Origin of the sequence: Paeniroseomonas aquatica (assembly GCF_030409335.1) — a bacterium.
GTDB lineage: Bacteria > Pseudomonadota > Alphaproteobacteria > Acetobacterales > Acetobacteraceae > Belnapia > Belnapia aquatica.
Map to the genome: position 1 here is coordinate 17,262 of NZ_JAUFPN010000060.1, position 22,249 is coordinate 39,510.

At 65.8% G+C, this 22,249-nt stretch carries 19 protein-coding genes and 1 pseudogene; 7 read left to right on the plus strand and 13 right to left on the minus strand.

Translation table 11 applies throughout. The features are described from left to right. The first annotated feature begins 102 nt into the window (after nucleotides 1-102). Together QWZ14_RS06925 and QWZ14_RS06930 are read left to right on the plus strand one after the other, a co-directional pair. A complete protein-coding gene (locus tag QWZ14_RS06925; RefSeq protein ID WP_290315897.1) occupies nucleotides 103-321 on the plus strand; it encodes a DUF2933 domain-containing protein in 219 nt (72 codons plus the stop codon). Nucleotides 322-441: 120 nt separating this feature from the next. Continuing rightward, entirely contained in the window at nucleotides 442-1,425 is a 984-nt protein-coding gene (locus QWZ14_RS06930; protein WP_353959279.1) for a response regulator transcription factor, read from the plus strand. A 157-nt stretch (nucleotides 1,426-1,582) separates the two neighbouring features. Here the strand turns inward: QWZ14_RS06930 and QWZ14_RS06935 are convergent, their stop codons facing one another. From QWZ14_RS06935 to QWZ14_RS06960, 6 genes are all read right to left on the minus strand, one after another. Beyond that, nucleotides 1,583-2,425, minus strand: coding sequence for a copper resistance D family protein (locus QWZ14_RS06935; protein ID WP_290315898.1), 843 nt, complete (start codon nucleotides 2,423-2,425; stop codon nucleotides 1,583-1,585). A gap of 47 nt (nucleotides 2,426-2,472) precedes the next feature. Next, nucleotides 2,473-2,859, minus strand: a complete 387-nt coding sequence (locus tag QWZ14_RS06940; protein ID WP_290315899.1) for a copper resistance CopC family protein — start codon at nucleotides 2,857-2,859, stop codon at nucleotides 2,473-2,475. 475 nt (nucleotides 2,860-3,334) lie between these two features. Then, the gene (locus tag QWZ14_RS06945; protein WP_290315900.1) at nucleotides 3,335-4,177 is read right to left on the minus strand and encodes a copper resistance protein B; all 843 of its coding nucleotides are present in this window, start codon (nucleotides 4,175-4,177) and stop codon (nucleotides 3,335-3,337) included. Between the two features lie 17 nt (nucleotides 4,178-4,194). Further along, nucleotides 4,195-6,177 (minus strand): copper resistance system multicopper oxidase, encoded by a 1,983-nt coding sequence (locus QWZ14_RS06950; RefSeq protein WP_290315901.1) that lies wholly within the window; start codon nucleotides 6,175-6,177, stop codon nucleotides 4,195-4,197. 436 nt (nucleotides 6,178-6,613) lie between these two features. Further along, nucleotides 6,614-8,281, minus strand: coding sequence for an IS1182 family transposase (locus tag QWZ14_RS06955; protein ID WP_290315902.1), 1,668 nt, complete (start codon nucleotides 8,279-8,281; stop codon nucleotides 6,614-6,616). A gap of 105 nt (nucleotides 8,282-8,386) precedes the next feature. Next, nucleotides 8,387-10,069: an ISL3 family transposase gene (locus QWZ14_RS06960; protein ID WP_290315903.1), complete on the minus strand. Its 1,683-nt coding sequence runs from the start codon at nucleotides 10,067-10,069 to the stop codon at nucleotides 8,387-8,389. Between the two features lie 148 nt (nucleotides 10,070-10,217). Here QWZ14_RS06960 and QWZ14_RS06965 point away from each other — a divergent pair, with 148 nt between their 5' ends. Together QWZ14_RS06965 and QWZ14_RS06970 are read left to right on the plus strand one after the other, a co-directional pair. Beyond that, a complete protein-coding gene (locus QWZ14_RS06965) occupies nucleotides 10,218-10,568 on the plus strand; it encodes a transposase (RefSeq protein WP_290315904.1) in 351 nt (116 codons plus the stop codon). Beyond that, nucleotides 10,541-11,365 (plus strand): IS3 family transposase, encoded by an 825-nt coding sequence (locus tag QWZ14_RS06970; RefSeq protein ID WP_290315939.1) that lies wholly within the window; start codon nucleotides 10,541-10,543, stop codon nucleotides 11,363-11,365. Before QWZ14_RS06965 ends, QWZ14_RS06970 begins: the two co-directional genes overlap by 28 nt. Nucleotides 11,366-12,017: 652 nt before the next feature. Here QWZ14_RS06970 and QWZ14_RS06975 read toward each other — a convergent pair. From QWZ14_RS06975 to QWZ14_RS06985, 3 genes are all read right to left on the minus strand, one after another. Next, complete coding sequence (locus QWZ14_RS06975) at nucleotides 12,018-13,250, minus strand: ATP-binding protein (RefSeq protein ID WP_290315905.1); 1,233 nt, start codon at nucleotides 13,248-13,250, stop codon at nucleotides 12,018-12,020. 167 nt (nucleotides 13,251-13,417) lie between these two features. Next, complete coding sequence (locus QWZ14_RS06980) at nucleotides 13,418-14,209, minus strand: response regulator transcription factor (RefSeq protein WP_290315906.1); 792 nt, start codon at nucleotides 14,207-14,209, stop codon at nucleotides 13,418-13,420. 31 nt (nucleotides 14,210-14,240) lie between these two features. Then, complete coding sequence (locus tag QWZ14_RS06985) at nucleotides 14,241-14,444, minus strand: heavy-metal-associated domain-containing protein (RefSeq protein ID WP_290315907.1); 204 nt, start codon at nucleotides 14,442-14,444, stop codon at nucleotides 14,241-14,243. A gap of 168 nt (nucleotides 14,445-14,612) precedes the next feature. Here QWZ14_RS06985 and cueR point away from each other — a divergent pair, with 168 nt between their 5' ends. Next, a complete protein-coding gene (gene cueR / locus QWZ14_RS06990) occupies nucleotides 14,613-15,029 on the plus strand; it encodes a Cu(I)-responsive transcriptional regulator (RefSeq protein ID WP_290315908.1) in 417 nt (138 codons plus the stop codon). A gap of 696 nt (nucleotides 15,030-15,725) precedes the next feature. Here cueR and QWZ14_RS06995 read toward each other — a convergent pair. Continuing rightward, nucleotides 15,726-16,697: pseudogene (locus QWZ14_RS06995) on the minus strand (IS1595 family transposase). 274 nt (nucleotides 16,698-16,971) lie between these two features. On the opposite strand from QWZ14_RS06995, the gene QWZ14_RS07000 reads away from it, so the two are divergent. Then, complete coding sequence (locus tag QWZ14_RS07000) at nucleotides 16,972-18,432, plus strand: calcium-binding protein (RefSeq protein WP_290315909.1); 1,461 nt, start codon at nucleotides 16,972-16,974, stop codon at nucleotides 18,430-18,432. A gap of 63 nt (nucleotides 18,433-18,495) precedes the next feature. Here QWZ14_RS07000 and QWZ14_RS07005 read toward each other — a convergent pair whose 3' ends face one another. Then, a complete protein-coding gene (locus QWZ14_RS07005) occupies nucleotides 18,496-18,819 on the minus strand; it encodes a four-helix bundle copper-binding protein (protein WP_353959280.1) in 324 nt (107 codons plus the stop codon). A 272-nt stretch (nucleotides 18,820-19,091) separates the two neighbouring features. Beyond that, nucleotides 19,092-19,244 carry a hypothetical protein gene (locus tag QWZ14_RS07010; RefSeq protein ID WP_290315910.1) on the minus strand — a complete coding sequence of 51 codons (153 nt, stop codon included), beginning with the start codon at nucleotides 19,242-19,244 and terminating at the stop codon, nucleotides 19,092-19,094. 12 nt (nucleotides 19,245-19,256) lie between these two features. Here QWZ14_RS07010 and QWZ14_RS07015 point away from each other — a divergent pair, with 12 nt between their 5' ends. Continuing rightward, entirely contained in the window at nucleotides 19,257-21,566 is a 2,310-nt protein-coding gene (locus QWZ14_RS07015) for a heavy metal translocating P-type ATPase (protein WP_290315911.1), read from the plus strand. 71 nt (nucleotides 21,567-21,637) lie between these two features. Here QWZ14_RS07015 and QWZ14_RS07020 read toward each other — a convergent pair whose 3' ends face one another. Further along, nucleotides 21,638-21,958: a hypothetical protein gene (locus tag QWZ14_RS07020; protein WP_290315912.1), complete on the minus strand. Its 321-nt coding sequence runs from the start codon at nucleotides 21,956-21,958 to the stop codon at nucleotides 21,638-21,640. Nucleotides 21,959-22,249 lie beyond the last annotated feature (291 nt).

The window sequence follows — 22,249 nt, forward strand, 5'->3', positions numbered from 1 at the left end:
CCGGCCACAGCAGTGAGGTGACACAAACGTACTCGGCGACTTGACTGATATTATGATGCCCGACCGTCGCCGTATCCCCGGTGGCGGTCAAGGAGAGTCGATATGAATGACAAAACAACCACGCCGTGGTGGCGCAGCCGGGGCGGTATCGCTCTAATCGGCTTCTGCCTAGTCGCCGCCTTTTACGTCCTGCGGGAGCATTACGCCCATGCGTGGGGTGTGCTGCCCTACCTGCTGTTGCTTGCCTGCCCGCTGATGCACTTGTTCATGCACCACGGCCATGGCGACCACCGAACGTCCGGCGGCGCCGGGAAGGGCTAGCCGGGAAGCGTGTGGAGCGGACCACACGGGTAGTTGGCTTCCTTCCATGCATGGTATCGCATTTACGACAAAGCGTGTCTGCATCTCTGCCGCGCGGCCGCTTGTCTTGACGATGAAGCGATGGCGCGCCCCCTCTGCGAGACTGAGCCGGAGGTAGCATGTTCGTCTTTAAAAATCGAAAAATTAAGCACGGCAACGTCGGCAGCTCCGCCATCGACGCCGACAGGTGCACCAGGCCGAAGGCCCTCGCAAGGCGGCTTCAAACACCAAAAGGCCGCGCTGAAAGCAACGCAGTGGCTCCGTGATGGAGAATGGCGCACGGTGCCGGTCATGATGGTCAGCGCCCGCAGTATTGGCCCAACGCCGGAACCTACCAGCCTGGACCCCAAGCCGAACATACTGGTAGTCGAGGACGACGCGCCAATACGTCACCTCATTATCAGGCTGCTGCGCGAGAATGGCTTTCGTGCCTTTGGCGCCCGTGACGGCGAGGAAATGTGGCGGGCGCTGGCAAAGGCCGCGGTTGACCTCGTTCTGCTCGACATCATGCTGCCTGGGCAGTCGGGGCTCGAGCTGCTGTGTGCGCTGCGCATTAGGCATGCCGCTTTGCCGGTGGTGATGGTGACCGCCGAGGGCGGGGAGACGGACCGGGTTCGTAGCCTTGATCTCGGAGCCGAAGACTACTTGGCCAAGCCTTTCGGGCGACAAGAATTGCTGCTGCGCATCCGAGCCGTGCTTCGCCGCGTCCGTTTGCGGGCCACCGTCTTTGGGGAAGGCGCCTCCCGGTGGATGCGTTTCCAAGGCTGGAGCCTTGATACCGCGCGGCGTGATCTGCTTTCGCCCGCTGGTGCAGTGATCGATCTATCAAGTGCGGAGTTCGACCTACTGGTTGCCTTCCTCGAGCATCCCCAGCAGATGCTGACGCGCGACAAAATTTTTGGCCTGCTGTACGACCGGCTGGCTGACCCGAACGACCGAAGCGTCGATGTCCTGGTAAGCCGGCTGCGCCGCAAGCTGAAGACTGAGGAAGGCGACACAGCGATGATTATGACGGTGCGCGGCACCGGCTACAGCTTCTTGCCGCGGGTGGAGCGCGAGGCGTGAGGCGCACCATCGATTGGGCTCTCACCCGTGAGCCTCGCCGGACGTATGGTGTTGACGCTGCTCGCCGGGCGGCTAACGTTCCACCTGGGCAGCGCACGGCTGATGGGCCTCATTGGCAACGTAGCGACGATCAGATCGCTGCACATCCGCCAAATTATCACATACCCAGCATGCCCTCGGGCGAGGTCGAGACCATCTCGGCCGCTGCCCATAGCACTAGCAACGCGACCACCGCCTCCGCCGTAACCGAGGCGGCCAGCCTAGCGCCAGCCCCCCGGCTGCGCGCTGCCAGCGCTGGGGTCAGGCTGAAGCGGTGCCAAGCGGCAAAACCCAGCAACACCGCCACCAACGCAACCTTCGCCAGCAGCGCCCAGCCGTACCAGGACCCGAAGAGCTGCCCCAGACTGCCCAAGGTCCACCAAGCCAGCAGCAGTCCCGCCACTACCAGCACCGGCACGGCGATAGCGGCGATGCGGGCCCAGTCCTCCACCAGTCGAGCGGCGCCGGGGCCATCGCGGCGGGCCACCCAGGCCAACGGCGGCAGGCTGCCCACCCAATAGGCGGCCACCACCAGATGAAGCAGCAGCAGTCCCCCCAGCAGGGGCCGGGGCGTAAGCAAGGTGGTATGGCCGAGCAAGGCGAAGCTAGCGCAGACTACCATGCCGCCAGTCGCCGCCAGAGCGGCCCAGCGTGGCCCAAGTGCCAGCGACGCCACCAGCAGCAATCCCACCGCACCAAGGCCGTAGGAGGTGCCCGCCGGGGAGGCGAGCACCACCTGCCAGCCCTCCGGGTCGAGCAGCGCCTCGCTGCCCATTAAGGCACCGACCAGCGCGACGAGAATGCCCGCCGCCGCGGCCAAGCCGAACAGCGCGGCGCCGGCCGCCCAACGACCCAGTCGGCGACCATCCACCGTTTCGCCGCGCGTCCCGAACAGCAGGGCGAAGAAGGCGAGGCCAGCGCCCCCAAGGCTACCCGCGTAATAGGCCGCGCGTAGACCCACTGCTGCGCCTTCCCAGCCAATCTCCCCCGTCCGCAGTAGCGTGAGGATCATCGGCCCGCCGGCGCCACGCTGAAGTTGACTGTGCCGCTGCCGACATGGCCATCGGGCGAGGCGCCGCGCCATTCAACGCGATAGGCGCCCGGCGCTAAGCGGTCCTGCACTGTGGCGCGCACCTCTTGCACCGCGGCGCTGCGCTCGCCCTCGCGAGCCAGCCGCTTCTCGCGCCCGGCCTCATCTAGCAGCCGCAGCGTCATCACGCGCACCGGTGCCGGGAACTGGAGCACAACAGCGGGTGGCGAAGCGCGCAGCACGGCGCCCTCAGCGGGTTCCGAATGATGGACATCGGAATGCGCCAGCGCGGCCCCTGAAGTGGCGAGGCCAACGGCGACGGCAAAGGCTGCGACGCCGCGCCGCAGGGAGAGAAAAGCTGTCATGTCCATCCTCGTGTCTGAGTCAAAGGCTAAATCAAAAGCTGCTGCGCTCGATGCAGCGGCGTGGCGGAGGAACTGGTGTCCGCCGGACTATGCGGGCAAGCAGTGCAGCGGCGATGGGCACGGCTAGCAATATTTTGATATGTCGCTGGCGCTGATCGCTGCTGCCCGCGTGCTCTCAGTGGATATGCGGCTGAACCGGCGGGGTGCGGCGGGGGCGTCCTGGAACCACGGCGGGCGCGGGCTCGGCGATGGGGGCTGCCGTAGCAAGTCCTTCGCCGCTTGCATGGGCGGGGGCGGCCACACGTTCCAGTCCGGTCGGGCTGCCGGCGCAGCTAGCCAGCAGGCCCGCCATTGTCAGGAAAAGAAACCCGGTTCGCCGCGTCATGTAGCCTCCATTAATCAGCAGAAGAACGCGGAGCGACCGCGCGGTCGCTCGCAGGCTGGGAGGCCAGCGGTACCGGCCAGTCCACCATGGTCAGAAGAACAGGCGGATGCCCGCCACCACAGTGGATTGCGACGGCTTCTGCTCCAGGCGGCGGCTCAGCCCGGAGGATCCGCCGTTGAAGCTCTCATACGAGTAGCCGATGTAGGGGGCGAACTCGCGGGTGATCTCGTAGCGCAGCCGCACCCCGAACTCCGTCCGGTAGATGCCTGGAGAAATCAGCGCATCGCGGTCCCAGCCTGAGGCGAAATTCAGCTCTGCCTCAGGTTGTAGGATCAGCCGATTGGTGATCAGCAGGTCGTAAGAGACTGCGGCCCGCGCCAGCAGCACGCCGCCCTCACCGAAGAAGGCCTGCAACTGCACTTCGAAAAAGCCGGGTGCCAGCCCCTGCAGCGCTACCATGCCGTAGGTCCGGCTCGGCGTGCCATCCTTAGGCTGTAGGCGGAAATCGTGCCGCACGCCGGCTTGGGCATCCCAGTAATAGCCGATCAGGCGCGAATAGAGCATTTGCAACTCCGCCCGCTCTAGCCCGCCGCCATCTTTGTTGGTCTCGCCGCGGGAGTTGACCCAGACGCGATGGTAGTCGGTGCCGTAGTAGGCGGAGCCTTCCCAGGCGTAGATTGGGCTTCCGCGACCATTGCTGCGGATTTCGTTCTGGTCGAAAAGCGCGGCGCCGAAATAGAGCGGGGCGTGGCCGCCATGGTCCTCCGCCCCTGCCGCCGCCGGGACGCCCGCGGGGGTCACTATGGCCAGGGCCATCGGGCTGGCCGCAGCGCCATGTTCGGCATGGCTTCCGCCCGCCTGCGCCCAGGCCATGGTGGACAGTGTTGCGAGCAGTAGGCCCGCCGCCAAGCGCCGGAATGCCTTCGGTATCATGTTGGCGTCCCGTCAGCTCAGTGGATGTGCGCAGCGGCAGGCGTCACCGCCTGGTGCGGCAATGGCGCTGTAGCCACCGGCGCCCCATCCCGGGTCACCCGGAAGATCCGCATCATGCCGCTCTCCATGTGATAAAGCAGATGGCAGTGGAAGGCCCAGTCGCCTTCGGCATCGACAATTACGTCGACGTCGAGCGAGGTACCCGGCTTGATGTTCACGACGTGCTTGCGCGGGTTGAAGGCGGCGTTGCCGAGGTCCGGCACCATCCACATGCCGTGCAGATGCATCGGGTGGTTCATCATGGTCTCGTTGATGAAGCGGATGCGCAGCCGCTCACCCAGCCGGGCGACGATGGGCTGGGCACGCCAGAACTCGTTGCCGTTCATCGACCAGATGTAGCGTTCCATGTTGCCGGTCAGGCGCACCTCGATGATGCGATCCGGCGCGCGATATTCTGGGTCGGCGCGCAGCGGGCGCAGGTCACGGTAGGACAGCACGCGGGCGCCTGGCGGAGCGCCGGTATCATGCTGGATGGGATCGGCCATCAGCATCCCCTCATGCCCGGCCTGTGCCGGCATCCCGCCGGCGGTGGTGGCAGACGGGGTGCCCGGACCATGCGCGCCGGCAGTGGACGTACCGTGGCCCATCGCCGCATGATCCAAGCCACTGGCGGTGGGAGCGGCGGCCATGCCATGCCGCATGGCAGTGTGGTCCATTCCACCGGGCGGGCTGGCCGCGGGTGCACCATGCCCCATTGCCGCATGGTCCATCGTAGCGGCCGGGCCCTGGCCTGCTGGCGCGGACATTGCGCCATGCGACATGCCTGAGGATGGCCACACATGACCCGGCTGATCTTGCTCGGGGCGAGGCGTGCCGCGATCAAGCCCGGTTGGCCCAGGAGTCATGTACATGTCCGCCATCGACAGGATTGGGCGCGGGCGGTGCTGCGGGAGGACTTCCACGGGCGCATCCATCCGCGTCGCCAGCCGGGTGCGGGCCCAGCCGGTACGGTCCATCGTCTCGGCCAAAATCTGGTACTGCTGCTCATCGCGCGGCTCGACGATGACATCGTAGGTCTCGGCGACCGCGATGCGCAGCTCGTCGACTACCACAGGGCGGATATTGTTGCCGTCCGCCTGCACCACGGTCATTTTCAGGCCAGGTATGCGGACGTCGAAATAGGTCATGGCGCCGGAGTTGATAAACCGCAGTCGCACTTTCTCTCCCGGACGGAACAGCAGCGTCGCCGGCGTCTCCGGGCGGAAGCCGTTGACTAGGTATCGAAAGGTCGCGCCAGTCATGTCGGCGATGTCGGTCGGATCCATCCGCATCTCAGCCCAGTCGAGCCGGTCGCGGACAATGGCGCGCCGCGCCGTGCTGTCCGGCGCCCCGCCAAGGTCGCGCAGCAGGTCCACGAGGGTGCGGCGATTGTAGTTGTAGTAACCGGGGTCGCGCTTCAGGTTTTCCAGCGCGCGGATTGGACGCTCGTCGGTCCACTCGGAGAGTTGCACGATGTGGTCGCGGTCGTAGCGGAAGGGCTCGGGCGTGCGCGGGTCGATGACGATGGGTGCGTAAAGACCGCGCTGTTCTTGGTCCAAGTTGTGGGCGTGGTACCAGTAGGTGCCGGACTGCACGACCGGAAAGCGGTACTCGAAAGTTTCGCCCGGGCCGATGCCGCGCGAGAAGCCAGTGCTGAAGCCTGGCGCGCCGTCCATCGACGCCGGCAGGATCAGCCCGTGCCAGTGAATGCTGCTGGCCTTGTCCATCCGGTTGGTCACCCGGATCACCGCTTCCTGGCCCTCGCGCAAGCGCAGCGCCGGGCCGGGAAGCTGGCCATTGACCGTGACGGCGCGACGGTCGGCGCCGCTGATGTTGACAACCCGTTCTTCGAGCGTCAGCTCGTATCGTTGGGCCAGAGTGGGCGTTACTACGGCCACCAGAATCACGGCCGCAAGTGACAGCCGCCGTAGCACAGCAACATAACCCGATATTATCGTCATTCCAAACCTCCGGCTCATGCTCCGGTGTTCCCGACCCTGGCGCCCACCTTCGCCAGTGACAGTGGCGAAGGTGGGCACACCCGGCAATGCTTTGGATCGGCCTTGACATACTTTGTCATGCGCTCGCGGCAGCCCCCTTCCTGTGACCCTGCAAGCCCCGGAGACTAATATGGCTCACACAGAAAAAGTCGATTTTGACCCAGTTCAGAAAATTGATTTTGAGCGTCAATTGGATTAAACAGCACAAAAAGGCGCCAGCACACGCTCGGAACATCTTGAGCACACGCTCGGAACATCTTGGCTACACTGGCTCCAGTTTTAAGCCGGTGTTTGGAGATAGTAATGGCAATGTCAATAATCGACGCCTTGATGGAGTGCGCCCCTGCGGGTGGCTCTCCCGCACTTTGATATTGGTGGCAAATCCGGCGTAGCTCGTTCAGGCGGTGAGCGGATGCAGCCGCGCAAAGGCGCGGTGCCGTGTTTGCGCTTTTGGTTCGTCCGCCAGCCATCTCAGCAATCGGACGAGGTTCATCGCTGCTGCTGTCATGAGGTGGGCGAGGTGTGTCTTCGCGCGCCCGAAATACGGCGTCCGCCGAAGCCGAGCCGAGCGCACGCCCTGCGCGATCGTGCCCTCGATCCCGGCCCGCCGCGCATACTCGACTGCAAACTCGGCGGTCTGCTCCCGCGCCCGCCCGATGCGCAACGCCTCATGTTGGGCTTCGGGGCGGATTGTGATGGCCCGGCGTGCTGAGGTCGAGCGCGTGCACTGCGGCCGAAGTGGGCATGCTCGGCAATCGGCGACTGAGAACTTGATCTTGATCACCGGCGTTGTGCCGCGGGCGAGCGCCAGCGTCCAGCTTTGGCTCACCTTTCCAGCCGGACATGTCGCCCGCTGCTGAGCGAAGTCGATGGCAAAGTCCCGCGCAGCAAACCCAGCATCGGCCTGAGCCTGCCACTGCCGATCACCGCGGGTCGGGCCGACCAGATCGACCCCGTAGCGCTCCCGGGCATCGACGAACAGCGCTGAGTTCACAAAGCCGGTGTCGGCGATGTGGGTCGTCGGGAGCAAGCCCCGCGCGTCGAGCGCCGCATGAATGGTCGCAGTCACCGCGTCGTCCGAAACCGCGGCGTTCGTTGTCTCGACATTGGTAATCAGGTTCGGGGTGCCGTCGTCGCAGGTTTCGGTCAGGTGCACCTTGTAGCCGCTCCACACGGTCGCGCCCTTGGTCGCGTAGCGCGCCTCTACGTCGTATGGCGAGCCGATGTATCGACCCGACGGCGGCACTTGGTCGTTCGCTCGCCAATCGACCTGAGGACCCTCCGGCCCGTGCTCGGTGAGAAGGAAGTTCTGTATCCAGACCTGTCGCAGGGTCTCAAGGGCAGCCGCATCCCGCAAGGCGGGTGGCGCGCCGTCCGCCCTAGCCAGAGCCAGCAGCGCAAACCCGTCGACGCCGGTCTGCAGGGCCCACGCCCGACGCCCAGCCTCGCTCTTCGGCAGCCGGAACTCGCTCGCCCGAAGTCCATACCGGTCGACCCACGCCGGGGTCGTGTGCGCGCGCAGCCAGTCGGGCGCCGCCGTCGCCAGCGCGTTCAGCGCGTGGCACAAAGTTTCCCCAACGACCTCGAGCCGGCTCATGGCGCGCATCGCGCCGAGGACGTGCGTGGAGTCGCTGCGCTGCCGTCCGCCGCCCTTCAGCAGCCCGCGCCCTCGCGCCAGTTCGAGGATTGCGTCGAAAAGCCGGCCCTCCGCCCCATGCGCCAGGAGGCGCGTGCGGAACTCGCTCAGAACGGTGTGGTCGAAGCCAACGTCGGTTAGCTCCAGGCACAGCAGATACTTCCAGTCGATCCGTGTGCGGACTGCGTCGGCAGCTTGCCGGTCGGTCAGCCCTTCCATGAACTGCAGGAGCGTTGCGAGCGCGAGCCGGACCGGCGCCTCGGCGGGCCGCCCCCGGGTCGGGAACAGGTCAGCGAAGTCGCGATCCGCGACTACACTGTGCAGGTCGTCGTGAAGGCGCATAACCGGATTGCCCTTCGGGAAGATCGCCCGCGCGACCTGCGCCGTCTGGTCTGGCACATTGTATGTGCGCTTCGCGTCGAACGACATCACCCACCCCGCTGGCTTGAGCCGCGCCGCCGAGATGCAGCGCGCAGGCCGTCCTCTCATCGCAGGAACCGCACCGGATTTGCCACCAATATCACTTTGCGTGGATCATGCCGCGAGCAAAACGCGTTGCCGCAGCAGGTCAAGGCTGGCGCGGCCGTAGCTCTGTCGTTTGAGCAGCTTCAGCCGGTTGATCTGGCCTTCGGCTTGGCCGCTGCTCCAGGGCATGGTCAAGGCCGCACGCACGGCGGCGCCATCCTGCTCGATTCCGGCGGCAAACGTGGCCATCGCGCGTACCCCACAGGCCCGAGCTTCAGCGAGCCAGGCTGCTAACTCAGGGATTGGGCGGGCATCCGCCGTCGGGCTTCCACTGATACCACTCGTCCGCACAAGCTCGGTGAACCTTCGGGCCAAATCTGCGACCACAGCGGCATCCTGGTCCTGCTTCACGTGCGCCACGGTCGCCGTGTCAGTCTTGGAAAGGCATCTGGCTGGCTGCACCAGTAGCCAGGAAAGCTGACGCGGCATAGGCAGGCCGGCGAGGACCACGTCCGTGGCACTGGAGTCCACCAGCTTTGGATGGCGCCACTGGTGTGGCGTGTTCGGGGCGGGCCCGATCCTCTGCTCGTTCAGCCACCGGCGGACCTGTCGCGCAGTGCCTGCGAACCCGAGTGCGCGCAGTTCGCGCCAGAGAGCTGCAGCATTCCCGCGACCAGCGGCAACCTGGGTCTCGAGCCATGCGATGTGCGGGTCGATAATACTCGGCCGCGGCCCGCGGGCAGCATGGGCCGGAAACGCCTCGGCGCGGGCATATTTGCGCACGGTACCCCGGGCCAGGCGCAATGTCCGGCTAATCGACAGCAAGGGTTCGCCAACAAGATGGCGACGCCGTACCTCCTCATAGAGTGCGCGCCGCCGTTCGCTGCCGGCGGCACGTGCATCGACATCTGCGCCAGTGCGTGGGAACGCCTTGGTGCGCTTGCCGAAAGCCACAGCCGCCTTCGGTTCCGCGTCCCGCCCGGGAAGCGGCGGCAGACGCCGCAGCCGGACGTGCGCGCTGCCCAGCCATCGCTCGACCGCCTGGCGCATGTTGGCCAGCAGGTGCCACCGATCGGCGACCTGAGCGGCGTCGGGCGCACCCAGGGTGATGCCGCGGGCGTACTCGGTCGAGCGGTCGCGCGCGACAACTGCGACATCGGGATGGCGCTGCAGCCACCCGGCCAGCGTCGCCGCTGTCCGATCCGGCAGCAAGTCCAGCACGCGCCGGCGTTCCAGATCCACGACGACCGATCCATAGGTGCGCCCCTTGCGCATGGCCCAGTCATCCACGCCCACGACACGTGGCGACTGGCACTCCGGCGGCGGCACGGCGCGAACCAGGCGCAGCACCGTATCGGCGCTTGTCGGCATGGCCAGATGCGGCAATAGGCGGGCGGCTGCCTCGCCGCCCAGGGCCACACCGACCCGACCCTGGGTGGTGGCGAGCCGGCGCGTGCGGCGTGCGTAGGGAGCAACCAAGCCCGGAAGGTGTTCGGCGAAGGTGCGTCGGGCGCAAGCCGGGTTGAGGCAGTAGAATCGGCGCAAGCGCAGTCCGACGCGGACGCTGCAACCCAGGGACGGGAGATCGGCCGGATGACGTTGATAACGGCTGTGGACCGCCCGGCTCGGATGTCCGCAATCGGGACAGCCTGCTGTCGTGGCGGTGCCTCGGGCTGCAATGTGAAGGTGTTCCGGCACGTCACGCGTGACAGCATCAATGCGGCAGCCTGGCATGGGGAAGAACAGGGTCATTCACCAGTCAATGGGATGCGCTCCGCCTCGGAACAAACACCGATGCGATTGGGTTACAATCCACGCAAAGTGCGGGAGAGCCCTGCGGGTGGACAGAATGGGCGATTTGAATTGACCCCCCTGGCTGGGCTTCCGAAGGATGGAAGCCATGAAGAAGTATCGGTCGCACAGCGCGGCGTTCAAACGGCAGGTTGCTGAGGAGTTTATCGCGGGGGAGACGCTGCACGCCCTGGCGCAGCGGCACGACATCTCGCGGCAGCTGATCCGCATCTGGGTGGGCAAGTTCGAGGCAGGCGCTCTTGATAGCGACGTGCAGGCAGCCGACCTGCTGCAGGAATACGAGGCCAAGATCGCGGCGCTCGAGCGGATGGTCGGGCGGCAGGCGCTGGAGATCGAGCTGCTAAAGGGGGCTTTGAAGCATGCTCCCCGGCCGAGAAGCGCGAGCACCTCCGTCGTCACCGGCCCCGTGGTATCTCCGTCAGCCGAGGGTGTGCGCTGATGGGCCTCCCGCGTTCCACATTCTATGATCCTGTGCCCGCGACGCTGGACGCGGACGAGGTCCTTGCCCGGATCAGCACCATCTGCGACGAGTTCGAGTGCTACGGCTACCGTCGCGTGGGCGCCGCCCTGCGTCACCAGGGCATCGTGGTGAATGGCAAGAAGCTCCGGCGGCTGATGCGCGAACACGATCTTCAGCCCAGGCGACGGCGACGTTATGTCGTGACCACCGACAGCGACCACGCCGGGCCGGTCTTCCCCGACTTGGCCAAGGATGTCGTGCCCGAGCGCCCAAACCAGCTCTGGGTCGCGGACCTGACCTACGTCGCCATTCCCGGCGGCTTCGTCTACCTGGCCGCCATCCTCGATGCCTGGTCGCGCAAGGTCGTGGGTTATGCCATCAGCCGGTCGATGGATGCCCGCATCGCCGTCGCTGCACTGAAGGTGGCAATCAGAGGCCGCAGCCCACCCCATGGCTGCATTCACCATTCCGACCGCGGGTCTCAATACGCATCCGAGATGTACCGCGCGCTGCTGACCGCCCATGGCCTGGCGGGCTCGATGAGCCGCCGTGGCAATCCCTATGATAACGCCAAGGCCGAGAGCTTCATGAAGACGCTGAAGGTCGAGGCCGTTTATCTGGCAGCCTACGAGACCTTCGAGGATGTCACCGCTGACCTGCCGCGCTTTATCGACGAGGTCTACAACGAGAAGCGCCTACATTCCGCCTTGGGCTATCTCAGCCCCGCCCAGTTCGAGGATCAACACGCCCGCCAGACGGTCAAAACAGCAGCCTGAAACCGTCCACCCGCAGGGGCGCACTCCATGAGCATGTTTATGTCTCGCAGAGAGGAGACCTATGTCACCAAACGACAGGGAACCGCTGGGATCAGGTTGACAGTGCTGTTTACGGCAGGCCTTACGGCCTGTGCTCCACAGCAGCGGGCAGCGCCCGCGGTGGCTCCAACGCCGAGCACAACTAATACCCAGGGGAGTAACTTGGCACCGATGAGCCATCAGGCCATGATGGCGCATTGCGCCGAGATGCGGCAACAGATGCAGCAGGGTGGACAAGTAACACCCGATATGCAGCGAATGGCGACGTATTGCCAGCATATGGACCATACTATGGGCAGTCAGCGTGGTCGCTCCGGTCCGTATTAAGCCTGACCTGAAGCGACAGCCTGCGGCTGTGCAGGTCTCTTGGGCAAGACAAAGCACGTGCCCTGGCCAAAGCACGGCCGCGCCATGCTGGTGCGGTAGCCTGGGCCGTCTATAAAGCGCCGGGCCCGCTGCGGCGAGGAGCGACGGTGAAGGTTGCGCGGCGGGCTTACACCCTCGGACCCGGCTTTTTGGCACACGGTCACCCGTGCCAGTCCAGAATGGCAAATCGCGGCGTAAAAACTTGTCGATCTCATCTGTAGGTCGCCATGCCGATGAGCAGTTAGGCTTAACCCATGCCAGGAGGCGGCATGGAAGAAGGGAGGACGCTGCTGCTGCCGGTCTTGCCATCGTACCCGCTCGCGTACTGGCGTAGTAACTGCACTGTCACCACCAGCCCGCCTTCGCGGCGATTGGCGAGGGTCACCGTGCCGCCGTGAGTGGTCACGACCTGGCGGACGATGGCAAGGCCCAGCCCCGTCCCGCCGGTGCCGCGGTTGCGGGAGGCGTCCAGGCGGTGGAACGGCTCGAACACCGCCTTCAGCGCCGCCTCCGGGATGCCGGGGCCGTCGTCTTCGACCCGTACCATGACGGCTCCCGGCGCTTCCTCGAGGGTGACACGCGCATTGCCCCCGTGCTTCACGGCGTTGTCGATAAGGTTCCCGATGGCACGCTTGATCGCCACCGGACGGAGCCGCATCGGAACCCGATCCGGTCCGGCATAGGTCGCGGAGGCGCCCCGATCGGTGGCATCGTCCACGAGCGTGCTCAGAATGGCCGCGAGGTCCGCCTGCCGTGACTCCTCGCTCTCGGTCTCCCCACGTAGATAGGCGAGGGTTGACTCCACCATGCCCTCCATCTCGTCGAGGTCGTCGTCGATTGCCCGCTGCGCCTCCGCGTCGTCGAGGAAGCCTGCACGAAGGCGCAGCCGCTGAATGGGGGTTCGCAGATCGTGGCTGACGGCCGCGAGTGCCTGCGTGCGGTCCGCGACAAGGCGGTGGATCCTTGCCTGCATGGCGTTGAAGGTCCGTGCGGCCTCCTGGACCTCACGGGGTCCAGTCTCCGGCAGCGGCACCGGCGCCGCGCCTCTGCCGAAGTCCTCCACCGCCAGGGCAAGGCGCCGCAAAGGCTTGGTGATCCACTGCACCACGAGCAGCGAGGCGAGCACGATGCCGAGCGCCATGGCGCTGAGCGAGGGGAGCGAAGTGTGGGCCGGGGCCGGCGCGACGTCCGGCGCTTCGGCGGTAAAGGAAACCCAGCTGGCGTCCGCGAGGTGCATGGTGCCTTGGAGGCGCCTCGGGCCCTCGTCCGGCGGGGCGGCGAGGCCAAGCCCGAGGCGAAGGCCCGCCAAATCGGGCGCGCGCCGCTGCAATCGCTCGCGGAGCGGTGTCAAAGCCGTGTCGTCCGCAGATGCCGCAGGGGCGGAGCGGCTCCAGGTGGCCTCAAAGGCAGGCGTCGAAAGGGCGCGCGCGGCGGCCTCGCGCACCTCCTCGGGCAGGGTGCCCATGACCCGCGCGGCCATGATAGCATGGTCCGCCAAATGGGCCTCGTGCCCTTCCTCCACCGCGCCACGTACGTCCCGCTCGAGCAGCCAGACGCTCCCGAGATGGAAGACTAAAAGCCCAGCGAGCAGGGCGAGGGTGGTCCGGCCCGCCAGCGTCGCTGGGGAGAGCCAGCCAAGCCCGCGCCTCAAGCCACGCGCTCCACTATTGGCAGGAACATATAGCCCGAGCCACGCACCGTCTTGATCATTGCCGTCCCGCTCTCCTTGCCCTCGAGCTTGCGCCGCAGCCTGCTGACCAGCACGTCGACACTGCGGTCGTTCTGGTCCGCGAGGCGGCCGCGCGACAGCTCCAGGATCTGATTTCGCGCCAGCACCCGGTGCGGATGCTCAATGAACGCGAGCAGGAGGTCGTACTCGGCACCGGAGAGGTCAACGACCGTGCCCCCGGGCGCCAGCAACTCGCGCCGCGCCAAGTCCACGGTCCAGAGGTCGAAATGCAGCCGTTGAACGGTGGCGTGGGCCAAAGGCTCCGCAGGGGTCATGGTCGGGGGGTGGGCACGGCGCAACACCGCGCGGACGCGCGCCAGCAGTTCCTTCCCTCCGAACGGCTTGGGCAGGTAGTCGTCCGCCCCAAGGTCGAGGCCAAGCACGCGGTCGGCCTCTTCTCCCTTGGCGGTTACCATAACTACCGGCAGCGAGCCCCGCACGGCCCGCAGGCCACGCAGGAGCTCAAGGCCGGAATCGCCGGGAAGCATGACGTCGAGCAGGACCAGGTCGACCTCGGTATTCTGGAGCGTCTCCCACATCTCCCGGCCGTCGCAGACCCCGGTTGAGCGAAATCCGTTCTCACGCAGCAGCCGGGCGATGAGGTGACGCATAGCGACGTCGTCTTCGACGACAAGAACGTGTGCCTCCGGTTCGAGCCTGCGTCGGTCCGGCGCCTCCACGGGCGGACCACCGCTGCGGGCCGCGTTCATCGTGGCCCAGGCCCGGGCACCAGGTCACGCATCAGGCGGCGAGCCTCTCGCCCTCAAACCCTGCTTGGCGAAGCACGCGGGCCAGGGCGTCCGCGTCCGGCTCGCCTTCTATTGTGATCTCGCGGCGCTCCATGTCCACCCGGACCTCAGCTGCGGGAGCCACGCCGCGCAGGGCGGCCGTAACCGAGCGGGCGCAACCGCCGCACCTCATGTTGGGAACCCTGAAGACTACCATACCGACCTCCGAAAAGCGGGACGGCCCCCAAATGGGGTTTCCCACAATGGGAAGGTCAAGGGCCAACTGAAGCAATGGCCATTCTAATTTTTACTTGACCTTCCCATCGTGGGAGGCAGCAATTTTTGGTCAGAGACTACCGCGGGGCAATTCGGAATGGAGGCAGGCATGAACATCGGGCAAGCGTCGGCGACCTCGGGCGTTTCGGCCAAAATGCTACGCTATTACGAGAGCATCGACTTAATTCCGAGGGCGGGCCGGACCGAGGCGGGCTACCGCGTCTACTCGGCCAAGGACGTGAACACGCTCCGCTTCATCCGGCGGGCGCGCGACCTTGGCCTGTCGATCGGACGCATCAAGCTGCTGGTCGGCCTGTGGCAGGATCGGGAGCGGTTGAGCGCCGACGTCAAGCGGGTCGCCACGGAGCACGTGGCCGAACTCGACAGCAAAATTCTCGAACTCACCGCCATGCGGGACACCTTGCAGGTGTTGGCCGATGCCTGCCTCGGCGACCACCGGCCCGATTGCCCAATCCTGCACGATCTTGAGGGCGGCGGCCGCGCGCCAACGCAGTGGGCGCCGTGACAAAAGACGTCAGCCACCTGAAGTATGGCACGGCCTATGGCGCCGTTCCGTGCCACACGGTGTAGGCTAACGACACCAGTTAAGTTCAACCAGGAACACAAAAACCTCAGGGATGCCGAAGGAATTATTGCGGGCTTGCTCTCGCTGAGCCTGCTTGTCCCGCCTGGTTGTGCCATACGGCACGCCTCCGCGGCCACGCTCGTTTAGCAGGCCATTGCCAAGCATTGCGCTTATTAAATCAAAGCGCAGTCCGACTTAGATGTAGGATGCGGGCAAATCTGACGAGGCTGACTACATGATGTCTCGTGTCCAGCCTCGAAGCTCGTCGTCTCAGCCATCTTGAAGCCACCATCCGTGCAGCGTCCGGCGAGCAGATCGTCACATAAGCAGGCATTAATTTGCGGCTGTGATTTTACCTAATAATAGCCGCACACATAAAATTTGATAAATAATCAATCTTCTTGGAAATCGTGCTATGTCGAATGATAGAATATCGCTTCTGGTGATGCGTTGGCAGCAACCAATGGCATTCAGGTTCCGTTGGTGGTCCAATGAGAGCGCCAAGGTTGTTTTCCACCTGATCTGCTTTCGCAGAAGTTTTGTGCTTCGCATTCCACGATGACGAAACTGGAATTAAATTAGGTATGGCGCAGTTCGACTTGAGTGTGGGGTAGCCACAGCAGACCGCCTGTCGCGCTATGCCAGTGCCCAATCCACCAGTGCCTTCCCGGTGAAGCCTTGGCGCAGCATCGCCCTGTGTCAGCCAAGGTAGCTGCCGAGATACGGAGTGGCCACGCCACGGCACCGCCCATTCACCAGTCCCTTGATCTGACCGTGGTGCGCGTTCACCCGCCCGAGCCCAAGGCGGCCCTTCTGCCGCCGCTTGGTTGGCAGCGGAGCGAGCTTCACCACTTTCGGTGCGACGGTCGGCACCATTACCCGGCGATGCTCGGCGCCCGCCGTCACAGCCGCCCTCGCATAAACCGGTGCGCCGTCAGAACAGACCACCGACCCGGCAGCGATCCGGCCGTCCAGCGCCGCCTCGATAGTGGTCAGCACCGGCACCTGCTCGCCTGACAGGCTCCACTTGGTGGCGCCCCAGGCACGCGGGCGCGCAGCGCGGTCCTCGGGCGGCCTGCCATTCACCCATCCTCGGTGCCCCGTGCAAGAGCGCACGAAGAACGTCTCGTCGGCCTCGATCACCCCGTAGAGGGTCATCGCATTGTCCTGCGCGGAAGCCCTGAGAAAGCGGTGCCGCCAGCGCCAGACGGTGGTGTGGTTCACCCCAATCCTGGCCGCTGTGATCTTCCTGACCGAACGGTGATCGGTCATGTGGGACAGGTAGTGGCCCCATTTTTTGGGCTTCCGGGCGCGGGCCATCGGCGTGCCGGTGAGGATGTTGAAGGTGCGGCGACACGCGCTGATGCAACAACGAAACTGCTGTCGGTCGTTCTTGTCCTTGCCGTGCAGGTGAGCACCCTCGGTACCGCAGTGTGGGCAACCTCGCTCGGCGTGGCTCACCTCGGTGCGGCGGACAAGCGCCACTTCGGCGACCCGCGTGGAGGCGACCTCGGCGACGAGGCGCTCGATGGTGACGATCTGCTCGCCGGACGCTGCTCGGATGGTGGCTTCAAGATGGCTGAGACGACGAGCTTCGAGGCTGGACACGAGACATCATGTATTCAGCCTCGTCAGATTTGCCCGTATCCAACACCCAAGTCGAACTGCGCTTAAATCAATGCCGCCACGCTGATGCGGGCGGCGCCTAGGCACGTCCCCCACACATGATGCAAGGAACGGTGCGGAACCGACCCGCTGACACACTACGTCATGAAAGCCGCTCAAACCCGGGATGAAGACACCGTGTTGTTTTAGCTGTCGCGCGCCCGGGCATGCATCGCCGTCCCATCGCGTGGCCAAGCATGAGACGGAGGACCACGGCATGGCGAACGAACTACTGGACCTGATGCGGGGACTGTTCGGTGGCGGGACCGAGACCGCAACTTCTGAGCGTACCGAACGCGAGCAGGTCTCCTTGACCATCCCAGGCATGCCTGAGCACCAGCTCGCGTTTGGCGGCCCCGGGGGGGACAGCTTTGGCGGCACCGACGCCGCCGACCACTACTGGGGGCTCGGCGGCGCGGACCAGCTCGGTGGCGGCCCCGAGGGCGACGTCCTCACGGGCGGAGAGGGGGCGGACCTGCTTTCCGGCGGCTCCGGTATGGATCACCTGCACGGCGGTGCGGGTAATGACACCCTCTACGGCGCCGCGGACGCTGATGCCCTTATGGGCGGTCCTGGCAACGACTACCTGGACGAGGGCCCCGGCCACAGCAGCATAGACGGCGAGGAGGGCAACGACACCCTCGTAGGCGGCATGGGGCCGGACGCCTTCATCGTGCGGCCCGGCTCAGGCGATGACATCATCCGCGATTTCACCGCCGGGCCTGGCGTCGGCGACCACATCGCCCTCCAGGACATCCGCTGGGAGGACCTCGCGGTCGCCGACACGGGCGGCGGTGTGAAGATCAGCTGGGAGGGCGGCTCGGTCCTGCTCGAGGGCGTCCAGAAGTCCGAGCTGGCGCAGGACGACTTCATGTTCTTCGATCAGCCCGATTTGCCGCCCGGTGCCCGCGCGCCCGAAGGCCCGGTCGAGGAGCGCCCGAGTCCGAGCGTGAGTGGTCCCGAAATCTCAGGCACGCTGCCGGCGGCGGACAAGAGCCTGGTTCCCGGACCCGGCGATGCCGCCCACACAATCGCCTTCGACATGTACGCAGCCACAATCGGAACCGATAAGGGCGAACGGCTGAGCGGCAGCAATGCCTGGGACCAGATCTTCGGTCGCAGCGGCGATGACCATCAGGCAGGCCGGGGCGGCGACGACGTCTTGGACGGCGGAAAAGGCGACGATTGGCTGCTGGGCGGCGACGGCCCGGACCAGCTCGAGGGCGGGCCGGGCAAGGATGTCCTCATCGGCGGGGCCAAGAACGACGAACTGATGGGCGGTGATGGCAACGACTGGCTTTACGAAGGCCCAGGGCACGGAATGCTCGATGGCGGCAAGGGTGACGACGTCTACCTGGGCGGCGCGGGCTCGGACGCCTTCATGGTCTCAGCAGACAGCGGCGACGACGTGGTGCTCGACTTCCAGGCGACCGGGTTGGCGCAGGGCCTGTTTGACCACATCGCGTTCATGGACATCAACGCGGACGACGTGAAGGTGAAGGACACCGATCTGGGCGCCAAGGTTGCCTGGGATGTGAACAACGACGGCGGGGACGACGGCTCCATCCTGCTCGTCGGCGTCGGCAAGGACGACTTGCGCCAGAGCGACTTCATGTTCTCGACGCCCCAGTTCGTCGAGGGCATCAGCGACGTCGGCTCCTGGTACATCTTCGGGTAACATGCGGGAGCGCCGGTCCGGCGAGAGCCGGACCGGCGCTTGCTGGCCTTGGGTGCTAAGCCCTCAGGCCGCCATCCTGCGGCAGCTTTCGACGCAACGGCGGCATTCCTGCATGCATGTTTCCATGTCGCCAACCTGCTCGCAGCTCTTCGCGCATTCCTCGCAGATCTCGGCGCATTCGCGGCAGGTGTGCTTGTGGTGGTGGGTGCCGATGAGCATGAAGGCGGCCGAGGTACGGCAGATCTCGGCGCAGGCCATCATGATCCGGAAGTGCCCCGGCTCAATGTGCTTGCCGCCCTGCTCCAGGCAATGGTTCATGGCCATGCCGAGGCAGGTGCTGTGGCAGCGCAGGCAGTCCTCGATGCAGGCGCGCATCTCGGCGGACATCTGGTGCATGCTCGTCTCCTTCGCAAAGGGCGCCACGCTGTTGGACGGATGGAAGCGGCGCCGTGACCCTCGCATCCGACATCCAGTGCCTTTGCCGGCCATGACGGACGGTGGCCGGGTCCCGGCCGGAGCCTGAGTGGACCCTCTTGACCGGGGTTGAACCCCGCCTAGCCGGCGGGGTTCAACCCGATATTGCGACAAAGCATGTCTGCCAACCGACGTCCGGCATCGATCTTACCCCTCCTATCGTGGGAAGCACCAAGTTGCATCTGTCAAAGCAGAACCGGCCCGCCGAGGCGGACCATCCCGGAGACGGCAGCATGAGCGGTCAGCACCAAGAGCACGAAAACGAGCACCACAAGGGAGCCGGGCACCAGCACGGGCACGGCTGCGGCCAACACGAGGGCCATGGTCACCATGATCACGGAGACGCGGCGGTGTCCGATGCCGCTCTGGTCACCGACCCGGTCTGCGGGATGAGGGTGGACCCGGCCATCTCAAAGCATTGCCTGACGCACGGGGGGACGACATTTCACTTCTGCTCGGCCGGGTGCCGAACGAAGTTTGAGGCCGCCCCCGAAAAGTACCAGAAGCCGGAGACGGCGGTCGCGCCCGCGGCGGCTGACAAGGCCGCCATCTACACCTGTCCGATGCATCCGGAGATCCGCCAGCAGGGGCCAGGCAACTGCCCGATCTGCGGAATGACGCTTGAGCCGGTAGAGGTGGCTGCTGAGGCAGCGCCGAACCACGAGCTCATCGATATGACCCGGCGGCTTTGGGTCGGGCTGGCCCTGGCCGTCCCCGTCGTCATCCTGGAGATGGGCGGACACTTACCGGGCCTGAACCTGCATCACCTCGTCTCGCCCAGGACATCGGTTTGGGTCCAGTTCCTGCTGGGGACGCCGGTTGTGCTCTGGGCCGGTTGGCCGTTCTTTGTCCGCGGCTGGCAGTCGGTCGTGAACCGCAGCCTCAACATGTTCAGCCTGATCGCCCTCGGGACCGGCGCGGCCTACCTCTACAGCGTTGTCGCTGCCCTGGCCCCAAGTGTCTTCCCCGAGGGCTTCCGGGGCATGGACGGCACGGTCGCGGTCTACTTCGAGGCCGCGGCCGTCATCACCGTGCTCGTCCTGCTTGGGCAGGTGCTGGAGTTGCGGGCACGCGAGGCGACCGGCGGCGCCATCCGCGCGCTGCTGAACATGGCGCCCAAGACGGCGCGGCGCCTCAAGGAGAATGGCGAGGACGAGGAGACCCCGCTGGCCGACGTCCAAGTCGGCGACCGGTTGCGCGTGCGGCCAGGCGAGAGCGTGCCGGTGGATGGCGAGGTGCTGGAGGGGAGCGGCGCCGTGGACGAATCCATGGTGACCGGCGAATCCCTGCCGGTGGCGAAGGCGCCGGGCTCCAAGGTCATCGGTGCCACAGTGAACGGCACCGGCTCGCTGGTGATGCGGGCCGAGAAGGTCGGCTCGGACACTATGCTCTCGCGCATCGTGGCCATGGTCGCCGAGGCGCAGCGCAGCCGGGCGCCCATCCAGCGCATGGCCGACACCGTGGCGGGCTGGTTCGTGCCCGCGGTCATCGCCGTAGCCATCGTGGCTTTTGTTGCCTGGGCCACTTGGGGGCCGTCTCCGGCGCTCTCCTACGGGCTCATCGCGGCCGTCTCCGTGCTCATCATCGCCTGCCCCTGCGCCCTGGGCCTGGCCACGCCTATGAGCATCATGGTCGGCGTCGGTAAGGGCGCGGGTGCCGGGGTGCTCATCAAGTCGGCCGAGGCGCTCGAGCACATGGAGAAGGTCGACACGCTCGTCGTGGACAAAACCGGAACACTGACCGAGGGCAAGCCCAAGGTCGTGGCGGTGATCGCGGCGCCGGGTCTGACGGAGGCCGAGGTTCTGCCGCTCGCCGCCAGCCTGGAGCGGTCCAGCGAGCACCCGCTGGCGGCCGCCATCGTCGCCGCGGCACGCGAGCGCGGGGTCGAGATGCAGGAGCCCGCCGACTTCGCCTCCGTTACCGGCAAGGGCGTGACCGGCACCGTCGGTGGTCGCCGGGTGGCCCTGGGCAATGCGCGGCTGATGCAGGAGCTCGGGGTGGAGTTGGGCATCTTGGCGGCCAAGGCGGACGAACTACGGCGCGAGGGCGGCACAGCACTGTTCCTGGCCGTGGACGGCCATCCGGGTGGTGTCATAGCCGTCGCCGACCCCATCAAGGCATCAACCCCTGCAGCATTGGAGAGCCTGCGCGCCCAAGGCATCCGGGTCATCATGCTGACCGGCGACAACCGCACCACGGCCGAGGCGGTGGCGCGAAAACTCGGCATCCAGGAGGTCGAGGCGGACGTCCTGCCCGAAGACAAGAACCGCATCGTCCGCAAGCTCAGGTCAGAGGGAAAAGTGGTCGCCATGGCGGGCGATGGCGTGAACGACGCCCCGGCGTTGGCCGAGGCGGATGTGGGCATCGCCATGGGGACTGGCACCGACGTGGCCATGCAGAGTGCGGGCGTGACGCTGGTCAAGGGCGACCTTGCGGGCATCGCGCGCGCAAGAGCTTTGAGCCAGGCCGTGATGCGCAACATTCGGCAGAACCTGTTCTTTGCGTTCATCTACAACGCGATCGGCATTCCGGTCGCGGCGGGCTTGCTCTACCCGTTCACCGGAATGTTGCTTAGTCCGATCATCGCAGCGCTTGCCATGGCGCTGAGCTCGGTGTCCGTCATCGCCAACTCGCTGCGACTGCGAGCGGTTCGGCTCTGAGGCGCGGAGGACCGAGGCTTCAGAGATGGCTTTTGGCGGCAGGAGCGGCACAAAGCCGCTCCTGCCATTCTTTAACGGGCTTGGCCGCGAGTTCCGGACTGCGCTCCCGACATGCCGCCCATCTGGCGGTCCATCTGGTCGCAATGCGCCATCATCCCCTGCATGTCGGCGCTCATGGTGGCGCCCGGGCGCATCTGCTGACGCATCTCAGCACAGTGGGCCATCATCTGCTGCATGTTCATGCCGGACATGTTCTGGCCCTGCATGCCCATTCCTGACATGCCGCCGGTCCGCTGGGCGGGTGGCGGGCTCTGTTGCTGGGCGCAGGCCGCGAGCGAGAGGCCCAGCGACAGCGCAAGGCCCGTGTGGCGAAGCGTCCTAATGTCTATCATCCCGGCGTGTCTCCCTAATTTCCAATTCTGCCGCTCGCGGTTGGCCGCGGCGTGAGCGGGCGCTGACCGCGCACCTCGGTGCGGGGAACGCTACCGTATTCAGAAAGATGCTGTGTACCGCCATCCTGGACGCCAATCCTGTGTGACAAAGTATGAAAGCGGCCCCTGAGCACTGGCCGGGAGGTCAGCGAGGCCAACTGCCGTACATACGGAGCCCGATGCACCGCCGACCAACTGCCTGTTTCCATGTCACGAAAATGTCGATTATAGGCGGACCGCGCAAAGCCAAAT

What these genes read in the sequence shown, in the direction of transcription:
- QWZ14_RS06925 (WP_290315897.1), top strand. Translation starts at nt 103, where the DNA reads ATGAATGACAAAACAACCACGCCGTGGTGGCGCAGCCGGGGCGGTATC.
- QWZ14_RS06930 (WP_353959279.1), top strand. Translation starts at nt 442, where the DNA reads ATGGCGCGCCCCCTCTGCGAGACTGAGCCGGAGGTAGCATGTTCGTCT.
- QWZ14_RS06940 (WP_290315899.1), bottom strand. Translation starts at nt 2,859, where the DNA reads ATGACAGCTTTTCTCTCCCTGCGGCGCGGCGTCGCAGCCTTTGCCGTC.
- QWZ14_RS06945 (WP_290315900.1), bottom strand. Translation starts at nt 4,177, where the DNA reads ATGATACCGAAGGCATTCCGGCGCTTGGCGGCGGGCCTACTGCTCGCA.
- QWZ14_RS06950 (WP_290315901.1), bottom strand. Translation starts at nt 6,177, where the DNA reads ATGACGATAATATCGGGTTATGTTGCTGTGCTACGGCGGCTGTCACTT.
- QWZ14_RS06955 (WP_290315902.1), bottom strand. Translation starts at nt 8,281, where the DNA reads ATGTCGTTCGACGCGAAGCGCACATACAATGTGCCAGACCAGACGGCG.
- QWZ14_RS06960 (WP_290315903.1), bottom strand. Translation starts at nt 10,069, where the DNA reads ATGACCCTGTTCTTCCCCATGCCAGGCTGCCGCATTGATGCTGTCACG.
- QWZ14_RS06965 (WP_290315904.1), top strand. Translation starts at nt 10,218, where the DNA reads ATGAAGAAGTATCGGTCGCACAGCGCGGCGTTCAAACGGCAGGTTGCT.
- QWZ14_RS06975 (WP_290315905.1), bottom strand. Translation starts at nt 13,250, where the DNA reads ATGGCCGCGCGGGTCATGGGCACCCTGCCCGAGGAGGTGCGCGAGGCC.
- QWZ14_RS06980 (WP_290315906.1), bottom strand. Translation starts at nt 14,209, where the DNA reads ATGAACGCGGCCCGCAGCGGTGGTCCGCCCGTGGAGGCGCCGGACCGA.
- QWZ14_RS06985 (WP_290315907.1), bottom strand. Translation starts at nt 14,444, where the DNA reads ATGGTAGTCTTCAGGGTTCCCAACATGAGGTGCGGCGGTTGCGCCCGC.
- cueR (WP_290315908.1), top strand. Translation starts at nt 14,613, where the DNA reads ATGAACATCGGGCAAGCGTCGGCGACCTCGGGCGTTTCGGCCAAAATG.
- QWZ14_RS07000 (WP_290315909.1), top strand. Translation starts at nt 16,972, where the DNA reads ATGGCGAACGAACTACTGGACCTGATGCGGGGACTGTTCGGTGGCGGG.
- QWZ14_RS07005 (WP_353959280.1), bottom strand. Translation starts at nt 18,819, where the DNA reads ATGTCCGCCGAGATGCGCGCCTGCATCGAGGACTGCCTGCGCTGCCAC.
- QWZ14_RS07020 (WP_290315912.1), bottom strand. Translation starts at nt 21,958, where the DNA reads ATGATAGACATTAGGACGCTTCGCCACACGGGCCTTGCGCTGTCGCTG.